The sequence below is a fragment of the Nocardiopsis aegyptia genome (assembly GCF_013410755.1).
GTDB classification, from domain to species: domain Bacteria; phylum Actinomycetota; class Actinomycetes; order Streptosporangiales; family Streptosporangiaceae; genus Nocardiopsis; species Nocardiopsis aegyptia.
In genome coordinates this window covers 6,672,702-6,693,144 of the sequence record NZ_JACCFS010000001.1, presented here as the reverse complement: position 1 = coordinate 6,693,144, position 20,443 = coordinate 6,672,702, and the positions used below count along the sequence as shown (strand labels likewise).

The following is a 20,443-nucleotide window of genomic DNA, read 5'->3' as shown; positions in this document are numbered from 1 at the left end:
TGACCACAACAAGGTTGGGCACAATATTTATGGGCCGCCGGTCCCCGCGTCCGACGACACGGGGACCGCACACGCTCAGAGGAAGCGCACGCCCTGGGCGAGGGGAAGCTCCCCGCCGTAGTTGACGGTGTTCGTGGCCCGGCGCATGTAGGCCTTCCACGAGTCCGAGCCGGACTCGCGGCCGCCGCCGGTGTCCTTCTCACCACCGAAGGCGCCGCCGATCTCCGCGCCGGAGGTGCCGATGTTGACGTTGACGATCCCGCAGTCCGAGCCTGCCGCGGACAGGAACCGCTCGGCCTCGGCCTGGTCCTGGGTGAAGATCGACGACGACAGCCCCTGCGGCACGCCGTTGTGCAGCTCCACCGCCTCCTCGAAGGTGCGGTAGGACAGCACGTACAGGATCGGCGCGAAGGTCTCCTCCCGCACGACCTCGCTCTGCGCGGGCATCCGGACGACGGCGGGCTCCACGTAGTAGGCGTCCTCGGCCTCGTCCTCCAGGCGCCGGCCGCCGCCCACCAGGACCTCGCCGCCGTCGGCCTCGGCGCGCGAGAGCGCGTCGCGCATCGCGGTGTACCCGCGTTCGGAGACCAGCGGCCCCACGAGCGTCTCCTCGTCGAAGGGGTCCCCCACCCGGTCGCGGAGCTGCTTGTAGGCGTCCACGACCTTGTCGGTGACCTCCTCGACCACGTCCTCGTGCACGATCAGGCGGCGCAGCGTCGTGCACCGCTGCCCCGCCGTCCCCGCGGCGGAGAACACGCTGCCGCGCACGACCAGGTCCAGGTCGGCCGAGGGGGCGACGACCGCGGCGTTGTTGCCGCCCAGTTCCAGCAGGCACCGCCCCATGCGCGCGGCCACCTTCGGCGCCACGGCCTGGCCCATCGCCACCGAGCCGGTGGCCGACAGCAGGGCCACGCGGTCGTCCTCGACCAGGGCCTCGCCGACCTCGCGCCCGCCCAGGACGACGTGGTGGACGCCGGCCGGCGCGCCGACGTCGGCGGCGGCGCGCATCAGCAGGCCGTGGCAGGCCAGCGCGGTGAGCGGGGTCGTGTCCGAGGGCTTCCACACCACGGTGTCGCCGCACACCAGCGCCACGCAGGTGTTCCAGGACCACACGGCGACGGGGAAGTTGAAGGCGGTGATGACGCCGACCACGCCCAGCGGGTGCCAGGTCTCCATCAGCCGGTGCCCGGGGCGCTCGGAGGGCATCGTGCGCCCGTAGAGCTGCCGGGACAGGCCCACGGCGAAATCACAGATGTCGATCATCTCCTGGACCTCGCCCAGGGCCTCGGAGTGGATCTTGCCGGCCTCCACGGTCACCAGGGCCGCCAGGTCCTCCTTGTGCTCGCGCAGCAGCTCGCCGAGCCGGTGGACGAGCCGGCCGCGCACGGGGGCGGGGGTGTCGCGCCAGGCGGTGGTGAAGGTGTCCCGGGCGGCGGTGACGGCTCTTTCGGCGGAGGCCGGGGTGTCGAACTCGACGGGGAAGAGGATCTGCCCGGTCAGGGGTGTGCGCGCCACGCCGGCGGCGCCGACGGGTTCGCGCAGGCGCTCGACCCCGCACCGGGCCAGCGCGGTACGCGCGCGCTCGGCGAGGTCCCGGGTGTCAGGGAGGGCAGCGGTGTCCATGAGTATCTCTCTCCGTTGAGAGGGCAGCGGTCACTACACACCCTGCCAAGTCCACAGCCCCCGGTCCAGCCCTGGTGTCAGGTTCGGCGACTCGCCCCGCTCCCCCTGCGGCGGCGGACTTTCCGGAACGCTAGACTCGCCGGGGCCCGAAGGCGAGTACCCATCGAACACGCGCCGAGGGCACCTCCGTTCCCGACACAGAGTCTGCGACCCAGTGCACCACCACCCCACTCCCGAAGAGGAACGCGCCGGACTCCCCGAGCCGCGGCGGATCCTGGCCCGCTCCGGCTTCGGCGCGGCCGAACCGCTCTTCGCCGCCGACCTGCGCGCGTGCGAGGACCTTCCCCAGGCATGGGGGACGGTCTCCTCCCACGCCTCCCGCCTGTGGACGGAGGCCGCGCGCACCGGGCACGGCGCCCTCGACGACCGCCCCCTGTACTGGGCGCGGCTGGTCCTGGCGGCGCGGCTGCGCGCCTGGCGGCCGGGGTTCGACCTGTCCGACCGCGAGCGCGAGGAACTGCTGCACCTGTGGGAGACGTCCTCGCGCGGCATCGGCGACCTCGACTTCCCGCCGGGCGACCGGTGGATCCGGGTGGTCGTGACCGGGTTCGACCCCTTCCACCTGGACGAGGACCCCGGGTGCTCCAACCCCTCGGGGGCGGCGGCGCTGGACCTCAACGGCTGGACCCTGACGGTGGGCGAGCGGACCGCGGTCGTGCGCACCGCGGTCTTCCCCGTGCGCTGGGCCGACTTCGACGCGGGGCTGGTGGAGGAGGCGCTGGAGAGCCGGTACGCGCGGGCCGACGCGGTGATCACCCTCAGCCGGGGGCGCCCCGAGCGGTTCGACCTGGAGGTGTGGAACGGCTCCTGGCGCGGCGGTGGCACCGACAACCTGGGCCGGGCGCACACGGGGCGCGTGCCCGCGCCGGGGCCCGGCGCCCCGGAGTGGACGCGGTCCTCGCTGCCGGTGGAGCGGGTCGTGGAGCGGGCGCGGGGGCGGTACCCGGTCGTGGCGAACACCGAGGTGACCGAGGTGCCCGCGGGCGGCGGCGACCCGGTCGTACGCGCCGACGGGCCCTCCCCGGGGTCGGCGGCCCGGCGCGGGGGCGGCGGGGACTACCTGTCCAACGAGATCGCCTACCGCAACACGCTGCTGAGCGAGCGCGCGGACCGCGACGTCCCGGCCGGGCACGTCCACGTGCCCCGGACGCGCCGCCCGGAGGAACACGCCGACACCCTCGCCCAGATTCGGGCGATCGTGGCGGCGGTGGTCGGCTGAGGTCCGGCGCGGTGCGATCCCGTGCGGCCTCTGGGGTGCGGGTGGCGGCCTGACGCGCGTACGCCCTGGCCGGGAGGCGGCCGGGGCGCAGCCGGGGCGTCAGTAGCCGGTGTAGCTGCCCCCCTGCATGAGGCTCCACAGGCCCACGCCTCCGTACATCAGCAGGAGGATGATGTAGATGATGGCGCCGACACCGAAGAGCGCGTAGGAGATGATCGCGCAGATCTTGGACGTCTGGGGACTGCTCTCGTAGGTCACGGCGGCGACGATGCCGAGCACCAGGCCGACGACCGACAGGATCGTGCACAGGCACAGGCCGACGACGTTGGCGATGATCGCGCCGATGGCCACGCCCACGCTCGCGGGGGGCTCACCGCCGCCGGGCGCGCCGTGGGACGGCGGCGGGTACCCGCCCGGCCCTCCGGGGGGAGGTCCGTATCCGCCGGGCCCGCCGGGAGGAGGCCCGTAGCCTCCGGTCCCCCCGGGCGGCGGCACGTATCCCCCCGTCCCTCCGGGTGGGGGCTGTCCGGGTCCGGGACCGTAGCTCATGAGTACCTCTCGTGGTTTGCGCACAGCACAGCGCGAACTACGACGCCGGACGCGGCCGGACGGTTCCACTCGACCACGGATTGACCAAATTGTCACATTTGGCGCACAATACGTCGCGCTCCGTGATGTGACTTCGCCCCGGCTCCGATAGTGTCCCCTCGTGGTTGACACCTCACTGCGACGAAAAATCACCGCCTGCGCCGCCATGGGACTGCTCCTGGTGCCCGGCTGCCACGCTGCGGATCACGCGCTGCCCTTCGCCGAGGCGATCGGCACGCCCTTGGACGAGGTCCCCGGCGTGGTGGCGGGCTCCGGGTCGGTGACCGCCGAGCACAGCGTGGTCGACTACCAGTATCCGCGCCTGGGCGGTGCCCATCCGCTGACGACGGAGATCCGCACCACGATGGCCGAGCGGCAGACGGCGTTCCTGGAGAACCTGCCCGAACGCGGCACGCCCGAACTGAGCCAGGACACCACGATCCTGGCCATGTCGGAGGAGGTCGTGGGCGCACGTCTCACCTCCGTCACACGCAGCGGCCTGCGCGAGACGCACGACGCCTCGACGCTCTGGTACTCGGCCGAGGGGGAGCGGGTCCTGCCCTGGACCGCCCTGTTCCGTGACGAGGCCGCGCTCGAACGGGCGCACCTGCTCCTCGCCGACGTGCTGACGGAGGGCTACAACCTGCCCGCCGAACAGCTGCCCGGCCTCGTCGGCGAGGTCGCCGCGCGGGCCGACGAGGCCGCCGCCGCGGAACCGGCCGAGGGCGGGGCGGCACGGGCCCCGGAGACTCCCGCCGCGACGGCGGAGCCCGGGGAGCCGGCGGCGTCCGGGGAACCCCAGGACCCGGCGGAACCGGTGGACCCGGCGGAACCCCTGGAGGGCGAGCCGCTGGACCTGGGCGATCCGGAGCAGGCCTGGGCGGCCGCGGAGGAGTGGACCGGTTCACCGCTGGAGGACGTGGCCTTCAGTACCTCCGGCGGACTCGTGGCGCGCATGGACCCCGACGACGTGCCGGGCGCGGGCGGCGACAGAGAGGTCCTGCTGCCCGTGGAGGCCGAGGACGCCGAGGACCTGCTGTCCGGCCTGGGCTACCAGGCGCGCGACGCCGCCCTCGCCGGCACCGACGACATCCCGCCCCTGGACGAGGGGCTCACCGCCCAGGGCAGCGAGCTGAACTGCCAGCGGCTCAAGTGCGTGGCCCTGACCTTCGACGACGGCCCCGGCGAGCACACCGAGGAACTGCTCGACATGCTGCAGGAGTACGACGCGACGGCGACGTTCTACGTGCTCGGGTCCCTGGTCGAGGAGTTCCCGCAGGTGCTGGAGCGTACGGCCGCCGAGGGACACGAGATCGGCAACCACAGCTGGAAGCACGACGACCTGACCGGGCTGTCCGAGGGCGGGGTCGCCAAGGACCTCGAACGCACCAACCGCGCCGTCGAGGAGGTCATCGGCTCGGAGCCGCTCACCCTGCGCCCGCCCTACGGGGCGCTGAACGGCACGGTCCGCCGGTCGGCCGACATGCCCATCATCCTGTGGGACGTGGACACCCTGGACTGGCAGAGCCGGAACACCGCGGCGATCTCCGACCACGCGCTCGCGCACTCGGTGCCCGGCAGCGTGGTGCTCTTCCACGACATCCACCGGACGTCGGTCGACGCGATCCCCGCGGTCCTGGAGGGCCTGCACCGGCAGGGGTACCACTTCGTCTCCGTCACCGAGCTCTTCCACGGCGACCTGGAGCCGGGGGACGTGTACACCGACGCCCAGCCCACGTAGCGGAAGTGAGCGACGACCCACATTTTTTACCCAGCCTGGGACGCCTCAAAAGCGCAGATCGTCACTTTTTACCTTCGAACGCCGTTTTCGTGACGAAATACGGATACATTCGATGCGTGAACGCGACACTCTCACCCCAGCGCACCTTCATCCGGCCCGCGGTCGCCCTCGTGTCCGCGCTGAGCGCCTGTGCCGCCCTGGCCGCGCCCGCCGCCGCCGCGGCGGCGGTCCCGGACGTTCCCGGCCCGGCCGGGTACCCCACCTCCGCGGTGGTCGGCGGGCTCAGCGGCGAGCCCCTCGACTGCGCGCGGCTCAAGTGCGTGGCCCTGACCTTCGACGACGGTCCCGGCGCGTACACCGACGAGCTGCTGGACACGCTGGCCGGCTACGACGCACAGGCTACCTTCTACGTCCTGGGCTCCAAGGTCGCGCACCACACCGACACCCTCCAGCGGATGGTGGAGGAGGGGCACGAGGTCGGCAACCACTCCTGGGACCACGCCGACCTGGCCACGCTGTCGGCCGACGCGGTCGAGAAGGACATGGAGCGCACCAACGAGGCGATCCGCGAGGCGACCGGGACCGAACCCGCGACCATGCGTCCGCCCTACGGCTCGTTGGACGACACGGCGCGCTCGGCCATCGACCAGCCCATGGTCCTGTGGGACGTGGACACCCTGGACTGGCAGAGCCGCGACGCCGACACGGTCACCGACGTCACCCTGGACGAGACCGCCCCCGGCAGCGTGGTGCTCTTCCACGACATCCACGAGTCCACCGTAGAGGCGGTGCCGGCGGTGCTCAAGGGCCTGCACCGCCAGGGCTACCACTTCGTCACGGTCGACGAGCTGTTCTCCGACGGCATGGAGCCGGGCGACCTGTACACCGACGCCCGGCTCTAGCCTCCCGGCGCCCTGGTCAGAGCATCTTCCGCAGGAGCCGCTCCTTGAGGTCGGTGATCGGCGCGTAGGCCACCCGCATGGTGTCCAGGCGCAGCGACTTGTCGAGCACCGACTTGGTGTGCGAGAAGGTGTCGATCGAGGCGGCGGAGTGGTAGGCGCCCATCCCGCTCTCACCGACCCCGCCGAAGGGCAGGCCCGGGACCGCCAGGTGGGCGATGGGCAGGCCGAAGGCCAGGCCGCCGGAGGAGGTCTCGGTGGTCAGGCGCCGCTTGGTCGCCTCGGACTCGGTGAAGGCGTACAGGGCCAGCGGCTTGTCCCGCTCGTTGACGAACGCGATGGCCGCGTCCAGGTCGGGGACCCGGATGACGGGCAGGATCGGCCCGAAGATCTCCTCGGCCATCACGGGCGCGTCGGCGGAGACCCCGCCCAGCACCGTCGGGGCGATGTAGAGGTCGTCGCGGTCGTGCTCTCCTCCGGCCACGACGGTCCCCGAGTCCAGCAGCGCGGTGAGCCGGTCGAAGTGGCGCTCGTTGACGATGCGGCCGTAGTCGGCGCTGCGCGCCGGGTCCTCGCCGAACATCTCGGTGATGGCCGCGGCGAGCTCCCGTTCGAGCTCGGGGGCGCTCTCGCCGATGGCGAGCACGTAGTCGGGGGCCACACAGGTCTGGCCGGCGTTGGTGAACTTGCCCCAGGCCAGGCGGCGGGCGGTGGTGGCCGGGTCGGCTCCGGGCTCCACGATGGCGGGGCTCTTGCCGCCCAGTTCCAGGGTGACCGGCGTCAGGTGCTTGACCGCGGCGCCCATGACGATCCGGGCCACGGCCCCGTTGCCGGTGTAGAAGATGTGGTCGAAGCGCTGCTCCAGCAGGGTGGTGCTCTCGGGCACACCGCCCTCCACCACGGCGACCGCCTCGGTGTCGAGGTAGCGCGGGAGCAGGTCGGCCAGGGCGGCCGAGGTGGCCGGGGCGAGCTCGCTGGGCTTGACCAGGGCGGCGTTGCCGGCCGCGAGGGCGCCGACCAGCGGCGCCAGGGCCAGGTTCACCGGGTAGTTCCACGGGGAGATGATGAGCACGGTGCCCAGCGGCTCGCGTACGCGGCGGGCCTTGGCCGGGGCCAGGGCCATGGGCACCGACACCCGCTGGGGGCGCAGCCACGACGCCAGGTGCTTGAGCGTGTGGTCGATCTCGTTGACCACGAAGCCGATCTCGGTGGTGTGCGACTCCACCGGGCTCTTGCCGAGGTCGGCCCTGAGCGCCTCCTCCAGGGCGGTGCGCTCCTCGGTGAGCAGCCGGCGCAGGGCGCGCAGCTGGGCGCGCCGCCAAGCGAGGGGCTTGGTGCGGCCGTCGGCGAACGCGGAGCGCAGCCGGGCGACGGTCGCGACGATGTCCGCGGTCGTGACGATGTCGGCGGTCGTGGTGGGGGATGCACTGGTGGCCTCGGTGTTCGACATGGGCCGATACTAAACGAAAGCTTTTCGTTTCGATAGGGAGACTCGCATAGGATTCCGGGCATGACCACGGACCATCTGCCCGAAGCGTCCGCCGCCCCCGCCCGGGGACGGCCGCGTGACGCCGCCCGGGACCGCGCGCTGATGGACGCCACCCTCGCCGAACTGCAGGCGCACGGCTACAGCGGCCTGACGACGGCCGCCGTCGCCAAGCGCGCCGGCGTCTCGACCGCCACCCTGTACCGCCGCTGGCGCTCCAAGGAGCACCTGGTGGTGGGGGCCGCCCAGGCCTGGGCCGAGGACCTGGGGCCCGACACCGACCACGGCAGCCTGCGGGCGGACCTGCGGGCCCTGCTGCACGACAAGGCCGACGCGCTGGACGGCGCCTCGGGCCGTCTCCTGCGCGCCGTCCTGGGCGAGGCCGCGCACAACCGGGCGCTGGCCGACGTGCTCTTCGAGGCCTTCGTCCTGCCCCTGCAGAACCGGGTCTCGGCCCTGCTGGACCGCGCCGCGGGCCGCGGCGAGATCGCCCCCGTGGAGGATCCCCTGGTCGTCGGCGAGATGGTCATCGGTCCGATGGTCAGCCACACGTTCCTCATCCCGCACACCCCCGGTGCCAGTCCGGGCGCGGACATGGCCGACCGCCTGCTCCCCTACCTCCTGCGCGCCCTGGGCGCCCCCGCCGCCTGACCTCGCGCGAGCGCCCCCGTCCGGCGCCGGGACGGCCGGCACAGCGGCCGGGGCACCGGCCGGGGCACCGGCCGGGGGCGCCGGATCAGGGAAACGACCGGTCCGTGCCCGGGACCCCTCCGCCCCCGTTGTGGGCGGTGCCGGGGCGCGCTACGTTCGCCTGGCCCACCAGCGAACGGGCGCGGACCCCCTGCGCGCCCGACGAAAGGGTGATCGCCGTGGCACCACGTCCACGCCGGCTCGGGGCGGTCGCCGCCCTCGGGCTCGGCCTCCTCCTGTGCACGTCGACGGTCTCGGCCGCTCCGGTCCCCGCCGACCTCCTGCCCGTCCCCCTCCCCGACGTCGAGGGCCCGCTGCCGAGCGCGGTGCCCGGCGATCCGGCCGCCGACGACATCGGGGGCACCGCTCCGTTCTTCGCGACCGACGCCGACCTGGACGCCCACGGCTACGTCGAGGAGGAGTTCCTGCTCTCGGGCACGGCACGCCAGTACTCCGACGGTGCCGCGGTCTCCGAGCACCCCTACCGGACGCGGGTGGTCGTGCGCCGGCCCGCCGCGGAACGGGACTCGAACGGGACCGCGCTGGTCGAGTGGCAGAACGTGACGGCGGGCTACGACATCGACGCCCTGTGGGCGCCCAGCTCCGACCACATCATGCGCTCGGGTTACACCTGGGTGGGGGTCTCCGCCCAGAACGTGGGCGTGGCCCATCTGGCGGGGTGGAGCCCGGCCCGCTACGGCGGCCTGGACGTCACCGACGGCGGTGCCGTGGGCGGAGACCGGCTGTCCTACGACGTGTTCGCGCAGGCCGCCCAGGCCCTGCGCGTCCCCGGCGGCGGCCCGCTGGCCGGCGGTCTGGCCTACGACGAGGTCCTGGCGATCGGGGCGTCGCAGTCGGCCGCCCGGATGACGGTGTACCACGACCAGGTCCTGCCGCACACCGAGGCGGTCTTCGACGGGTACGGGTTCATGGTGGGCCCGGCCCCCTCGGGCGAGCGTCCCGCACCGGTCTTCCAGGTGCTCTCGGAGACCGACGTCGCCGGGTCGGTGCCGCGGGAGGACACCGACACCCTGCGGGTGTGGGAGGTGGCGGGCGCGGCCCACTCGGGCTGGGCCGGGCGCGCGGCGCGGGCGGGCCTGGAGGAGCGCGACCTGGGCGGGCAGACCGACTTCGCCTGCGCCGAGCCCCCGTTCAGCCGGGTCCCGCTGCAGCATCCGCTCAACGCCTCCTACGACCACCTGCGCGACTGGGTCGCCCACGGCACACCGCCGCCGGGGGCCGACCCGATCGAGCGGACCGCCTCGGGCGAGATCCTGCGGGAGGCGGACGGGCACGCGCTGGGCGGTATCCGGCTGTCCCAGCTGGAGGCGCCCACCGCGCTGAACACGGGGACCAACCGCGCGGCCGATCCGGACAGCGCGTTCTGCTACCTCTTCGGCACGCACCGGCCCTACGGCGAGGAGGAGCTGTCCGAGCGCTACCCGACCCGCGGCTCCTACGTGTCCGCGGTCGTGCGCTCGGACGTGGCCAACGTGCGCTCGGGCTACCTCACCCGCGCCGACGCCCGGGAGAACCGGCACACCGCCGTGCGCTCGGGCGTGGGCGGGTAGGGACGGCGGGCGTCCGGCCGGTGGTCAGGACACGGTGACGGGCGTCCAGTACGGGTGCTCCAGCGAGTGGCGCCGGTCGTCGGGGATTCCGAGCCCGCCGGGTTCGGGGTCCCCGGTGACGAGCCAGTCGCCGAAGCCCACCCGGGCGACGGGGTTCCACTCGATGACGTGTCCGTGGACGCTCGTCCGTTCCAGCTCCAGGCCGAGGCCGTCCGCGATCCGCTCCTCGGCGAGGACGTACACCTCGACGGTGGAGGCGCCGGCGGTGCGCCACATCACACCGATCGGTGTGATGTCGTGGGTGGAACCGGGGGAGGGATATCTTTCCGGGTCGAACTCCGCGTCGGCCGAAAGTGCCGCCTCGGAGATATCCGACGCGCGTTCGGCCAGGAATTCCGTTCCCGCGGATTCCGGGTCCCGGTCCTGGCCGCGGGCATGGTAGACGGTGACGGCGCCGCCCAGTTCCATGGTGTCGCTGGTGGAGACCGCTCTCAGATAGGCCAGGACCATCGACACCCCTCCCTCGGCCTCGCGGGAGAACTCGACCGGGTAGCGGTCCTGCATCGTCCCCCCGCCCTCCAGCGGTTCGAAGGCCGCCAGATCGAGGTTGTCGGGAGGCGGCGGAGCGTCCGGATCGCCTGCCCCGTCGGAACTCTCGGCGTCGGAGGGGTCCGCCGGCGCGGTGAGGACGGTGCGGCCGTCCTCGGACGCCCCGGCGGAGCACCCGGTCACCAGCACCAGGCCGGCCAGGACCGGGCCGAGCGCGGGGGCCAGGCCCCGGCCCGCACCTGCGACGATCCCCGTGTTCCGTGTTCTGGGGGCTGGAGCGGACGAATGTCCGGCCATCGTTCCGGCCATCTCGAATGGCATGGGTCTCTTTTCCGGCTTCGTCGGATGAATTGTTCCGCTATGCGCGGGAGGGCACCGGATTTATATCATCCACACCGGGAACGCGACATTTCGAGGAGGTTAATCGTGGACCCCCGGACGCAGCGGAGCCCCGGACCCGCGGTGGCGGGTCCGGGGCTCGGCGTGGAGGGTCCTAGCGGGCGGGCAGGACGCGCCCGGCGACCTCGCCGAAGTCCACCCTCGTCCCGTCGGGTCCGGGCGCGGTGGCGGTGATGGTGACCTCGTCGCCGTCCTCCAGGAACGTGCGCTCCGTGCCGTCGGGCAGGTGCAGGGGCTCCTTGCCGGACCAGGTCAGTTCCAGGAGGCAGCCGCGCTGGCCCGCCTCGGGGCCGCTGACCGTGCCGGAGGCGTAGACGTCCCCGGTGCGCAGGGAGGCGCCGTTGACGGTCATGTGGGCGAGCTGCTGGGCGGCGGTCCAGTACATCAGCTCGAACGGCGGACGGGAGACGACGTGCCCGTTCAGCCGCACTTCCAGGCGCAGGTCCAGCCCCCACGGCTGCGCGCCCCGGAGGTAGGGCAGCGGCTCGGGGTCCTGGGCGGGCTGCTCCACCCGGGCGGCCGACAGGGCGGCCACCGGCACGATCCACGGGGAGACCGAGGTGGCGAACGACTTGCCGAGGAACGGGCCGAGCGGCACGTACTCCCAGGCCTGGAGGTCGCGCGCGGACCAGTCGTTGAGCAGGAAGACCCCGAACACGTGGTCGGCGAAGTCGTCGACGGCCACGCGGGAGCCCATGGGGCTGGGCGTGCCGACGACGAACCCGACCTCGGCCTCGATGTCCAGGCGGACCGAGGGTCCGAACACCGGGGCCGGCTCGGTCGGCGGCTTGCGCTGGCCGGTGGGCCGCACGATGTCGGTCCCCGACACCACGACGGTGCCGGAGCGTCCGTGGTAGCCGATGGGCAGGTGCCGCCAGTTCGGTGTGAGGGGCTCCTGTTCGGGCCGGAAGATGCGGCCGACGTTGCTCGCGTGGTGCTCGGAGGCGTAGAAGTCCACGTAGTCGGCGACGGTGAACGGCAGGTGCAGGGTGACCGCGTCGCGCTCCACCAGGTGCGGGCGCACGGCCGCCTCGTGGGCGGGGTCGGTGAGCCAGGCGGTCAGGGCCTCGCGGACCTGGTCCCACACGGGCCGCCCGGCGGCCATGAGCGCGTCGAGCGAGGGACCCGCGACGGTGTCGGCGAAGGGTGCGCCCACGGCACGGGCCGCGGCGCCCAGGTCCAGGACGTGGGCGCCCACGGCCACGCCGGTGCGCGGCGCGGGGTCGGCTGCGGTGCTGAACACCCCGTAGGGCAGGGTGGCCAGTCCGAAGGGCGCGTCCGGGTCGAGGTCGAGCCAGCTGTCGGGCATGGGGGTCGCTTCCTGGTCGGTGTCGGGTGGTCAGTGGGTGCGGGCCGCGGGCAGCGCTCCGAGGACCACCAGGTCCTCCAGCGGCTCGGTGACGCTGCAGGTGCCGAAGGAGCGGAAGGCGCGCCGGACGGCCACGGCGTCCTCGTGGGTGAGCGCGCCGATCCCGGCGGCCACGGACCGGCCGTCGCGGTCGGCCAGGACGCCGGCGGCCTCCTCGGGGCCGGCGCCCGAGACCAGGGCGTGGGTGGCCAGCAGCACGTTGAGGAAGCCGTGCTGTTCGAATCCCTCGGCGGTGGTGTGGCGGACGGCGCGGTGCAGTCCGGCCGTGCACTTGAACGGCACCCGCGCCGCGACGGCCGCGTGCAGCAGCCGGGCGAGTTCGGCCTCGTCGGGGTGGGCCTCGGGGACGAGGCCGCCGGTACGGTACTTGGCCCGGTGGCCGGTGACGGCCAGGTCCGCCAGGTCGGCGGGCACGTCGCCCACGCGCGAGAGCTCGACGTAGCCCTCGGCGCCCTCGGGCAGGTGGCGGTCGAGCTGCTCGGCCGCGGCGGCGGCCCGGCTCGGCTCGGCGGCGACCTCGACGGCGGCCAGGCGCAGCGCGGGGTCGGCCCGCACGGCCGCCACCGCCGGCCCGACCGCCTCGGGCCCTCCGGGCACGGTGACCACGACGGCCATCGGAGCGTGCCCGTCGTCCTCCCGGCTCAGGAAGGTGCGCAGTTCGGCGATGCGTGCGTCGGAGACCAGGAACGGCCCGACGTAGCGGGCGCGGCGCCCGGCCAGGTGCTCGCGGTGGGCGGGCACGGCCTCGCCCATGGGGGCGTTCCCGGGCGGGAAGAGCGCGGCGTCGTCGAAGAGGTGGGCGTAGAGGGCGTCGCTCATCGGGTCCCCTCCCCCGGGTGGCGGACTCTCATCGGCGTCCTCCGGCCCAGGTCCAGGCGTAGCCGCCGTCGTCGCAGGCCCGGCCGCCCTCGCCCAGGTCGAGCGGTCGGAAGGTGTCGACCATGACGGCCAGCTCGTCGAAGTAGTGGACGCCGACGCTGCGCTCGTAGGCGCCGGGCTGGGGTCCGTGGGAGTGCCCGCCCGGGTGCAGGGAGATCGATCCCTGGCCGATCCCCGAGCCCTTGCGCGCCTCGTAGTCGCCCCCGCAGTAGAACATGACCTCGTCGGAGTCGACGTTGGAGTGGTAGTAGGGCACCGGGATGGACTCGGGGTGGTAGTCCACCTTGCGGGGCACGAAGTTGCAGATCACGAAGTTGTGCCCCTCGAAGACCTGGTGGACGGGCGGCGGCTGGTGCACGCGGCCGGTGATGGGCTGGAAGTCGGCGACGTTGAACGCGTAGGGGTACAGGCACCCGTCCCAGCCCACGACGTCGAAGGGGTGGGTGGGGTAGGTGTAGCGGGTGCCGGAGATCCCGCCTGGCCCGTCGCCGCGGTGCTTGATGAGGACGTCGACCATCTCGCCCTCGGCCAGCAGCGGCTCGGTGGGGCCGCGCAGGTCGCGCTCGCAGTAGGGCGCGTGCTCCAGGAACTGCCCGTAGCGGGACAGGTAGCGCTTGGGCGGGGCGATGTGGCTGTTGGCCTCGATGGCGTAGGCCCGCAGCGGCCCGTCGCCGGTGGGCACCCAGCGGTGGGTGGTGGCGCGGGGCAGGATGACGTAGTCGCCGCCGCCGACCTCCAGGGCGCCGAACACGGTCTCCACGCGGGCCGTTCCGGACTCCACGTACACGCACTCGTCGCCGATGCCGTTGCGGTACAGCCGCGAGGGCGCCCCGGCGACCACGTAGGAGATGCGCACGTCGTCGTTGCCCAGGACGAGGCGGCGCGACTCCACGACGTCGGCGGCCTTCCAGTCCTGGTCGGAGAACAGCTCGTGCAGCCGCAGGTGGCGGGGGACCATCGGCGCGTTGCGCGTGCGGGACAGGTCCGGCACCCGCCATTCCGCGGCGTCGGCGATGGCGGAGGGGATGGCGCGGTGGTAGAGCAGGGAGGAGTCGCTGGAGAAGCCCTCCTCCCCCATCAGTTCCTCGTAGTACAGCCCGCCCTCGGGGTTGCGGTGCTGGGTGTGGCGGGTGCGGGGCACCTCGCCGACGTGGCGGTAGTGGGCCATGGCGGTGATCTCCTTACCGTGGGCTGGGTGAGTGCGTGGCGGGAGCCGTTCCCGGCCCCGGAGGCGCGCCTTCGACGCCGTCGACGGCCTCGACGCCGTCGGCCTCCTCGACCCCGTCGGTGCTCCCGGCGGCCGGGCGGACCGCCCCGCCCAGCGCCGCGCGCACGGCCGCCCGTAGGGCCGCGGTGTCGGTGCCGGCCACGACGGCGGCGACGTGGGCGTCGGGGCGCACCAGCCAGACCTGGCCGGGTTCGGGGGCCAGGGCCGCGTCCAGCGCGCCGGTGGTGTCGATGTCGTGCAGGTACAGGGCGGTGACCGGGGCGGGCGTGGTGTCCTGGGCGGTCCCGAGCACGCGGTCGAGGAAGGCCGCCCGGTCGGTGTCGGGGGGCACCGCGCCCACGAGCAGGGTCAGGCCCTCCCGCAGCAGGGCGCGGATCCGCGTGGGCGCGGGCTCGCCCGGGAGCGTGACGGGGGCATCGGGGAGCATGACGCCGGGGCAGGGGGCCGGGGCCCGCCCCCGGGGCGGCCGGCCGCCGAAGGGGCGCTCGGCGCACGGGGTGGTCAGGACGGAGTCGGTGTACCAGAAGGGTTCGGCCAGGCGGCCCGAGTCGACCTGGGCATGGACCGCCTCGTCGGTCAGCGCCCGGTCCAGGACGCTGACGCGCCGTTCGCGCTCGGCCTCGTCGTGGGGGACGAGGAAGCGCATGGTGGCGCTGGTGACGTCGGCGTTCTCCAGCGCCGCGGCGTGGCGCTCGGTCTCGTAGGTCGCCAGGAGTTCCGGCGGTGCCCATCCGGCCCGCACGTAGGCGAGCTTCCAGGCGGCGTTCTCCGCGTCCTGGACGCCGGAGTTGAGGCCGCGGGCGCCGAAGGGCGCCACCAGGTGGGCGTTGTCGCCCGCCAGCAGGACGCGCCCCACGCGCATGCGGTCGGTGGTGCGCGTGTGGAAGCGGTACACCGAGTGCCAGACGATCTCGTAGGGCGTGTCCCCGATGATCTGGCGGATCCGGGCGTCCAGCCGGCCGCTGGAGCGCTCGGTGTCCAGGTCGAAGTCCGGCGGGACCTGCCAGTCGATCCGGAAGACGGAGTCGGGGCAGGGGTGGATGAGCACCTGGCGGCCGGGGTTCCACTCCGGGTCGAAGTAGAAGCGGCGCTCGCGCTCCCAGCCGGGCAGCTGCGCGCGGATGTCGCAGATGAGGAAGCGGTCGTCGAAGGAGGTGCCCTCGAAGGACGCGCCGACCGCCTCGCGCACGACCCCGCCGTGGGCGCCGAGGCAGGACACGGCGTGGGTCCCGTGCAGGTCCACGGGGCCCTCGGGTGTGTCGCAGGTGACGGTGACGCCCTCGTCGTCCTGGGTCAGGCCGCTGACGCGGTGGTTCCACAGCACCTGGACGCCGGCGCCGTCCAGGAGTTCGTCGAGCACCTGCTCGGTGCGGGACTGGGAGATGTTGACGAAGGGCGGCAGGGGTGAGGCGCCCGGGTCCGGCAGGCGGACGCTGAACAGCTCCTGGTCGCGGTAGAAGGTGCGGGCGGTGTCCCAGGTCAGGCCCTCGCGGACGATGGTGCCGCCGCCCAGCCAGTCCCAGACGTCCAGGACGTCGCGCTGCTGGCAGATGGCCTTGGATCCGACGGCGTCGCGTGCCGGGCGGCCGTCCACGACCAGGACGGGGACGCCGCGCCGGGCCAGCAGCAGGGCGGCGGTCTGGCCCACGGGGCCGGCGCCGAGCACCAGCACCGGGTCGGCGGCGGGGTCGGACGGACTGCGAGGAGCAGGGGGTCGCATGAGGGCTCCGTTCTGGGATCGGTGGCGGGCGGCGGTGGCGGTGCTCGGCCGGTGGGCTCCGGGTCAGTCCTGGAGCCGGTCCCAGACCTCGCGGTCGCGCTCGGCGGTCCAGATGACGGGGCGCTCGATCCCGGAGAACTCGTCCCACAGGCGCGAGACGTCGAAGGGCAGGCAGTGCTCGAAGATGGGCCAGTGGCCGTAGGTGCCCTCCAGCGCGCCGTGGGCGGCGGTGAAGGCCTCCTTGAGGGTGCCGCCGCGCTCGTGGACGGCCCCGACCTCGCGGATCATGGTGGTGAGGAACCCGCGGGTCTGGGCGATGGCCGCGTCGACCTGGTCGCGGCCCCGGGTGACGGCGCCGCGCCCGCCGACGAGCATCTCCGCCTCCAGCGCGGCGACGGCGTCCAGGGTGGCGCCCGCCCAGTCGTGGTGGAAGGCGTCGCCGGTGTAGAGCGCGGCCTCGGCCTCGACCAGGTCCCCGGCGAAGAGGATGCGGTGCCGGGGCAGCCAGGCGACGATGTCGCCCTCGGTGTGGCCGCGCCCGAAGTACTCCAGGACCAGCTCGCCGCGGTCGCCGCCGAGGTCGATGGTGGTGCGGTCGGCGAAGGTCTGGGTGGGCCAGGTCAGGCCGGGGACGGAGTCGGGGTCCTTGGCCAGGCGCGGCATGCGGCCGAACTCGCTGGCCCAGTCCTCCTTGCCGCGCTCGCGGATGAGTTCGTGCGTCTTCTCGTGGGTGAGGATGATCTCGGCGTCGAAGGCGCTGGCGCCCAGGACGCGGACCGCGTGGTAGTGCGACAGGACGAGGTAGCGCACGGGCTTGTCGGTGTGCTCGCGCAGCAGGGCGAGCCAGTCCCGCGCGGCGGCGGGGGTGGCCAGGGCCTCGAAGGCGACGACGAAGTCCTCGCCCTCGATCGCGCCCACGTTGGGGTCGCCCTCGGCGGTGAGCGCGTAGACGCCGTCGGCCAGGACTTCCAGTGTCTGCTGCTTGGCCTCGGTGTCGGCGGAGGAGGCGAACGGCTTGGCTGCCATGGTCGAAGGCCCTTCACTCGCGTGGGCGGCTGCCGCCGCCCTAATGATCAAACATTTGATTAGTTGGACCATAACGTGCCCCGCACCACACCCCCAAGAGGCGTAGGAGGAGTGATGTCGTGATACACGTCACAGTGACACACTACTGTCCGCCCCCGCGGGTGTCCCCGAGGCGCCACCGCGCGCCGGTGGAGCACACGCCCCGGTGGGCCCCGGATCCCGGGTACTAGGCTGGGGCCGTGACCCATAACACCGCTCCCCCCAGCGATCTCACCTTCTGGTCATTCGTGGACTACGCGGTGCAGAAGGCCGAGCAGGAGCTTCCCTCCGTCAACGCCGACGCCATGCGCATGGTCCTCACCCTCAACCGGGCGACGAGCATGGTCATCTACGACCTGGAGTCGAGCGTCCACCGGCCGCGCGGCCTGACCTGGCCCGGGTTCCGGGTGATCTTCGCCCTGTGGCTGGCCGGCCCGATGGAGGCCAAGACCACCGCCGAGATCTCGGGGATGAGCCGCGCCGCGCTGTCCGCGCTGCTCAACACCCTGGAGCGGGACGGCCTCATCCTGCGCGAGCGCGCCACCCACGACCGGCGCGCCCTCCAGCTCAGCCTCACCGAGGACGGCTACCGGGCGATCCTGGGCGGCTTCCGCGCGCACAACCGGCGGGAGAGCGCCTGGGCCGAGGCCCTGGAGCCCGCCGAGCGCCAGGAGCTCGTCCGGCTCCTCAACAAGCTCATGGCCGGCTCCACCGAGGCCCAGGCCAAGTTCCGCAACTGACCGGGTCCGTCCGGCGGCCGGAATTGGACCTTGAGCCCGCCGCCGCGGGCTGTGAGCATCGGGGCATGGACGACTCCCAGCGCGCGCGGCTGCACGCCGCCCAGCAGCAGTTCACCCCGGAGACCACCTACCTCAACACCGCCACCCACGGACTCACGCCCCTGCGGGCGACCCGGGCACTGGAGCAGCACGTGCGCGCGGTGGCGTCGGGGCGCTTCTCCGCCACCGCCGCCGATCCGGCGATCGAGGCGGTCCGCGCCGGCTACGCGCGGATCACCGGGGTGCCCGCCGACCGCATCGCCATCGGCACCCACGTGGCCCAGTTCGCCGGGACCATCGCCGCGACGCTGCCCGCCGGCGCCGAGGTGCTCGCGCCCACGCGCGAGTTCGCCTCCGTGGTCTTCCCCTTCATGGCCCGGGAGGACGTGACGGTCCGCGAGGTGCCGCTGGACCGGCTGCCCGAGGAGGTGGGTCCGGGCACCGCCCTGGTGGCCGTCTCGGCCGTGCAGTCCGCGGACGGGGCGATCGCGCCGCTGGAGGACCTGGTCACCGCCTGCCGCGACCACGGGGCCCGCCTGATGGTGGACACCACCCAGGCCGCCGGATGGCTGCCGGTCCCCGCCGAGCGGATCGACTACACCGTGTGCAGCACCTACAAGTGGATGCTCGGCCCGCGCGGCGCCGCGCTGCTGACCGGTACCGCCGAGGCGCTGGCCGAACTGGCGCCGCTCGCGCCGAACTGGTTCGCGGGCGAGGAGCCGTGGAACTCGCTCTACGGCGGGCCGCTGCGGCTGGCCCCGGACGCCCGCCGCCTGGACCTGGCGCCGGTGTGGTCGGCGTGGATCGGTCTGGCACCGGCCCTGGAGCTGCTCGAGGAGGTCGGGGTGGCGGCGATCCACGACCACAACGCCGGGCTCGGCGACCGCCTGCGAGCCGCGCTGGACATGGAGCCCACCGGATCGGCGATCGTCTCGCTCCCGGCCCCCGAGGGCGCCGCCGAACGCGTGGCGGAGGCGGGTGTGGTCGCGGCCGTGCGCGACGGGCGACTGCGTGCCTCGTTCCACCTGTACAACGACGAGTCCGACGTGGACCGCCTGGTCAAGGCCCTGGGCTAGGCCGAACCACGGCCCGCCCCGCCCCGCTCTCGTGCCCGAACGGACGGGCGGGCGGGGTGGCCGGGGCGGGCGGACGCCTCCGGGGCGGCTAGAAGATGACGGCGCACAGCGGGGCGTGCGGGACGCGCAGCGCCGCGTCGAGCCGCTCGGCCGCGCCCGGGGTGTGCTCGGTCAGCACGCCCGCGGCCAGCTGGGCCGACAGCGTGTTCTGGCCCAGGTAGGCCGCGCCGAGCTGGGACACGTCCAGCGACAGGTCCGGACCGCTCTCGGTGGCCTCGGCCCTGGCGCCGTCGCGGTCGGCCTTGAGGCTCCAGCGCCCGGCGTTCCAGGGCGCGTGGCGGTCGGTGACCTCCACGACCGCCTCCACCGGCGCCGCGTAGGCGCGTTCGGCCAGCGCCGCGCGCACGTCGACCAGGCGGACCCACAGCGCGGTGCCGGGGACGGCGCCGATCCGCTGCCGGTCGGCCGCCAGCGTCCACAGCGGGTCGTCCATCGCGGTCGAGTTCAGGACGATCCGGGCGACCAGGTCCCGGGAGAAGACGTGCTCGTACAGCGCGACCCGCGCGGCGGGGGTGGTGGAGACCATCTCCTGGACGCGCAGTTCGCCCAGCGGGCCCGCGGCACCCCATTCGCCCCGGGCGCGGTAGAGGGCGTAGCCCTGGGGGCCGCCGGGTCCGCTCACCACGACCGCGCGCAGGGGGCCCTGGCCGCCCCGCTCGCTGCTCTCGTCGCGCAGGACCCGGTCCCACCAGGCCTCCGAGCGCTGGAAGCGCCCGATCCGGGTGGCGGCCTCCTGGTGGAAGAGCGCCTCCATCTCCGCGCGTACCGAGCCCGGGTCGCTCAGGCGCACGGTCAGCTCCGGGTCGCGGGGCGCGTCGGCGCGCAGCGCGGCGTAGGGGGAGGCGACGGACAGCTCCGCCTCCATGGAGGCGGCCCCGTAGCCGAACCGGCCGTAGATGCCGCCCTCGCTCGCCCAGAGCGCGGCGACGCTCTCACCGGCGGCGTGCAGGTCGGCGAGCTGGCGGCGCATGAGCGCGCTCAGGACACCGCGCCGCCGGTGGGTGGGCCACACGCCCACGCCGGTCACGCCCGCGACCTGGCGGGGGCCGCCCGGCATCGCCATCTCGAAGTCGAAGGAGTTGACGGCGCCGACGACCTCGTCGCCGTCCACGGCCACCAGGATCCGGGCGAGGCCGGACCCGCCCGTGATCGGAAGGAGCCGCTCCACGCGGGTCTCCACGTCCGTCGGGGCGAGGAGCGCCTCCCCCACCACCCTGGCCACCTCGGGGAACTCGTCGCGGCCGATGCCGCGCACGGTCCATTCGGCGGGGCTCTGGCGCGGACCGGTTACGGGATTGTTCGTCATGACCGCATGCCTACCAGGCAGGCCGTGGCTCCGGCCACAGGTTTTACCGTGTGCGAGTAACGGTGTGTCGGCGCGGGCAAGCCTTCCTTGTGACGCACTCGACCACCACCCGCCCCGCCCTCAGCGACCGCCGCCA

17 protein-coding genes are annotated in these 20,443 nt (G+C 73.7%); 7 read left to right on the top strand and 10 right to left on the bottom strand.

What is annotated here, in order from left to right; genetic code table 11:
* Window positions 1-75: 75 nt before the first annotated feature.
* Window positions 76-1,623 (bottom strand): L-piperidine-6-carboxylate dehydrogenase, encoded by a 1,548-nt coding sequence (gene amaB / locus HNR10_RS29570; RefSeq protein WP_179829247.1) that lies wholly within the window; start codon window positions 1,621-1,623, stop codon window positions 76-78.
* Between the two features lie 214 nt (window positions 1,624-1,837).
* Here amaB and HNR10_RS29565 point away from each other — a divergent pair, with 214 nt between their 5' ends.
* Window positions 1,838-2,902, top strand: a complete 1,065-nt coding sequence (locus HNR10_RS29565) for a pyroglutamyl peptidase (protein ID WP_179829246.1) — start codon at window positions 1,838-1,840, stop codon at window positions 2,900-2,902.
* Between the two features lie 99 nt (window positions 2,903-3,001).
* Here HNR10_RS29565 and HNR10_RS31530 read toward each other — a convergent pair whose 3' ends face one another.
* A complete protein-coding gene (locus HNR10_RS31530; RefSeq protein WP_179829245.1) occupies window positions 3,002-3,259 on the bottom strand; it encodes a hypothetical protein in 258 nt (85 codons plus the stop codon).
* Between the two features lie 397 nt (window positions 3,260-3,656).
* On the opposite strand from HNR10_RS31530, the gene HNR10_RS29555 reads away from it, so the two are divergent.
* Both HNR10_RS29555 and HNR10_RS29550 read left to right on the top strand, forming a co-directional pair.
* Complete coding sequence (locus HNR10_RS29555) at window positions 3,657-5,231, top strand: polysaccharide deacetylase family protein (RefSeq protein WP_179830041.1); 1,575 nt, start codon at window positions 3,657-3,659, stop codon at window positions 5,229-5,231.
* A 116-nt stretch (window positions 5,232-5,347) separates the two neighbouring features.
* The gene (locus HNR10_RS29550) at window positions 5,348-6,133 is read left to right on the top strand and encodes a polysaccharide deacetylase family protein (protein WP_312889457.1); all 786 of its coding nucleotides are present in this window, start codon (window positions 5,348-5,350) and stop codon (window positions 6,131-6,133) included.
* 16 nt (window positions 6,134-6,149) lie between these two features.
* On the opposite strand, the gene HNR10_RS29545 is transcribed toward HNR10_RS29550, so the two are convergent.
* Window positions 6,150-7,580 (bottom strand): aldehyde dehydrogenase family protein, encoded by a 1,431-nt coding sequence (locus HNR10_RS29545; protein ID WP_179829243.1) that lies wholly within the window; start codon window positions 7,578-7,580, stop codon window positions 6,150-6,152.
* 60 nt (window positions 7,581-7,640) lie between these two features.
* On the opposite strand from HNR10_RS29545, the gene HNR10_RS29540 reads away from it, so the two are divergent.
* Complete coding sequence (locus HNR10_RS29540; protein ID WP_179829242.1) at window positions 7,641-8,267, top strand: TetR/AcrR family transcriptional regulator; 627 nt, start codon at window positions 7,641-7,643, stop codon at window positions 8,265-8,267.
* Window positions 8,268-8,485: 218 nt separating this feature from the next.
* Entirely contained in the window at window positions 8,486-9,877 is a 1,392-nt protein-coding gene (locus tag HNR10_RS29535; RefSeq protein ID WP_312889456.1) for an alpha/beta hydrolase domain-containing protein, read from the top strand.
* A gap of 24 nt (window positions 9,878-9,901) precedes the next feature.
* Here the strand turns inward: HNR10_RS29535 and HNR10_RS29530 are convergent, their stop codons facing one another.
* The 6 genes from HNR10_RS29530 to HNR10_RS29505 form a co-directional block, all read right to left on the bottom strand.
* On the bottom strand, window positions 9,902-10,747 hold the full coding sequence (locus HNR10_RS29530; RefSeq protein WP_179829241.1) for a hypothetical protein: 846 nt from the start codon (window positions 10,745-10,747) through the stop codon (window positions 9,902-9,904).
* 172 nt (window positions 10,748-10,919) lie between these two features.
* Window positions 10,920-12,134: a fumarylacetoacetase gene (fahA, locus tag HNR10_RS29525; RefSeq protein WP_179829240.1), complete on the bottom strand. Its 1,215-nt coding sequence runs from the start codon at window positions 12,132-12,134 to the stop codon at window positions 10,920-10,922.
* Window positions 12,135-12,164: 30 nt separating this feature from the next.
* Window positions 12,165-13,013 (bottom strand): hypothetical protein, encoded by an 849-nt coding sequence (locus tag HNR10_RS29520; RefSeq protein WP_179829239.1) that lies wholly within the window; start codon window positions 13,011-13,013, stop codon window positions 12,165-12,167.
* Window positions 13,014-13,041: 28 nt separating this feature from the next.
* Window positions 13,042-14,241, bottom strand: coding sequence for a homogentisate 1,2-dioxygenase (locus tag HNR10_RS29515; RefSeq protein WP_179829238.1), 1,200 nt, complete (start codon window positions 14,239-14,241; stop codon window positions 13,042-13,044).
* A gap of 13 nt (window positions 14,242-14,254) precedes the next feature.
* The gene (locus tag HNR10_RS29510) at window positions 14,255-16,021 is read right to left on the bottom strand and encodes an FAD-dependent monooxygenase (RefSeq protein WP_179829237.1); all 1,767 of its coding nucleotides are present in this window, start codon (window positions 16,019-16,021) and stop codon (window positions 14,255-14,257) included.
* 63 nt (window positions 16,022-16,084) lie between these two features.
* Complete coding sequence (locus tag HNR10_RS29505) at window positions 16,085-17,047, bottom strand: MBL fold metallo-hydrolase (protein ID WP_179829235.1); 963 nt, start codon at window positions 17,045-17,047, stop codon at window positions 16,085-16,087.
* A 239-nt stretch (window positions 17,048-17,286) separates the two neighbouring features.
* On the opposite strand from HNR10_RS29505, the gene HNR10_RS29500 reads away from it, so the two are divergent.
* Together HNR10_RS29500 and HNR10_RS29495 are read left to right on the top strand one after the other, a co-directional pair.
* Window positions 17,287-17,826 carry a MarR family winged helix-turn-helix transcriptional regulator gene (locus HNR10_RS29500; RefSeq protein ID WP_179829232.1) on the top strand — a complete coding sequence of 180 codons (540 nt, stop codon included), beginning with the start codon at window positions 17,287-17,289 and terminating at the stop codon, window positions 17,824-17,826.
* 65 nt (window positions 17,827-17,891) lie between these two features.
* The gene (locus HNR10_RS29495; RefSeq protein ID WP_179829230.1) at window positions 17,892-18,941 is read left to right on the top strand and encodes an aminotransferase class V-fold PLP-dependent enzyme; all 1,050 of its coding nucleotides are present in this window, start codon (window positions 17,892-17,894) and stop codon (window positions 18,939-18,941) included.
* An 88-nt stretch (window positions 18,942-19,029) separates the two neighbouring features.
* Here the strand turns inward: HNR10_RS29495 and HNR10_RS29490 are convergent, their stop codons facing one another.
* The gene (locus HNR10_RS29490) at window positions 19,030-20,307 is read right to left on the bottom strand and encodes a GNAT family N-acetyltransferase (RefSeq protein ID WP_179829229.1); all 1,278 of its coding nucleotides are present in this window, start codon (window positions 20,305-20,307) and stop codon (window positions 19,030-19,032) included.
* Window positions 20,308-20,443 lie beyond the last annotated feature (136 nt).

Bases quoted from the DNA above. Each gene is read 5' to 3' on its own strand.
- amaB (WP_179829247.1), bottom strand. From the start codon at position 1,623: ATGGACACCGCTGCCCTCCCTGACACCCGGGACCTCGCCGAGCGCGCG.
- HNR10_RS29555 (WP_179830041.1), top strand. From the start codon at position 3,657: ATGGGACTGCTCCTGGTGCCCGGCTGCCACGCTGCGGATCACGCGCTG.
- HNR10_RS29545 (WP_179829243.1), bottom strand. From the start codon at position 7,580: ATGTCGAACACCGAGGCCACCAGTGCATCCCCCACCACGACCGCCGAC.
- HNR10_RS29540 (WP_179829242.1), top strand. From the start codon at position 7,641: ATGACCACGGACCATCTGCCCGAAGCGTCCGCCGCCCCCGCCCGGGGA.
- HNR10_RS29530 (WP_179829241.1), bottom strand. From the start codon at position 10,747: ATGCCATTCGAGATGGCCGGAACGATGGCCGGACATTCGTCCGCTCCA.
- fahA (WP_179829240.1), bottom strand. From the start codon at position 12,134: ATGCCCGACAGCTGGCTCGACCTCGACCCGGACGCGCCCTTCGGACTG.
- HNR10_RS29520 (WP_179829239.1), bottom strand. From the start codon at position 13,013: ATGAGCGACGCCCTCTACGCCCACCTCTTCGACGACGCCGCGCTCTTC.
- HNR10_RS29515 (WP_179829238.1), bottom strand. From the start codon at position 14,241: ATGGCCCACTACCGCCACGTCGGCGAGGTGCCCCGCACCCGCCACACC.
- HNR10_RS29510 (WP_179829237.1), bottom strand. From the start codon at position 16,021: ATGCGACCCCCTGCTCCTCGCAGTCCGTCCGACCCCGCCGCCGACCCG.
- HNR10_RS29505 (WP_179829235.1), bottom strand. From the start codon at position 17,047: ATGGCAGCCAAGCCGTTCGCCTCCTCCGCCGACACCGAGGCCAAGCAG.
- HNR10_RS29495 (WP_179829230.1), top strand. From the start codon at position 17,892: ATGGACGACTCCCAGCGCGCGCGGCTGCACGCCGCCCAGCAGCAGTTC.
- HNR10_RS29490 (WP_179829229.1), bottom strand. From the start codon at position 20,307: ATGACGAACAATCCCGTAACCGGTCCGCGCCAGAGCCCCGCCGAATGG.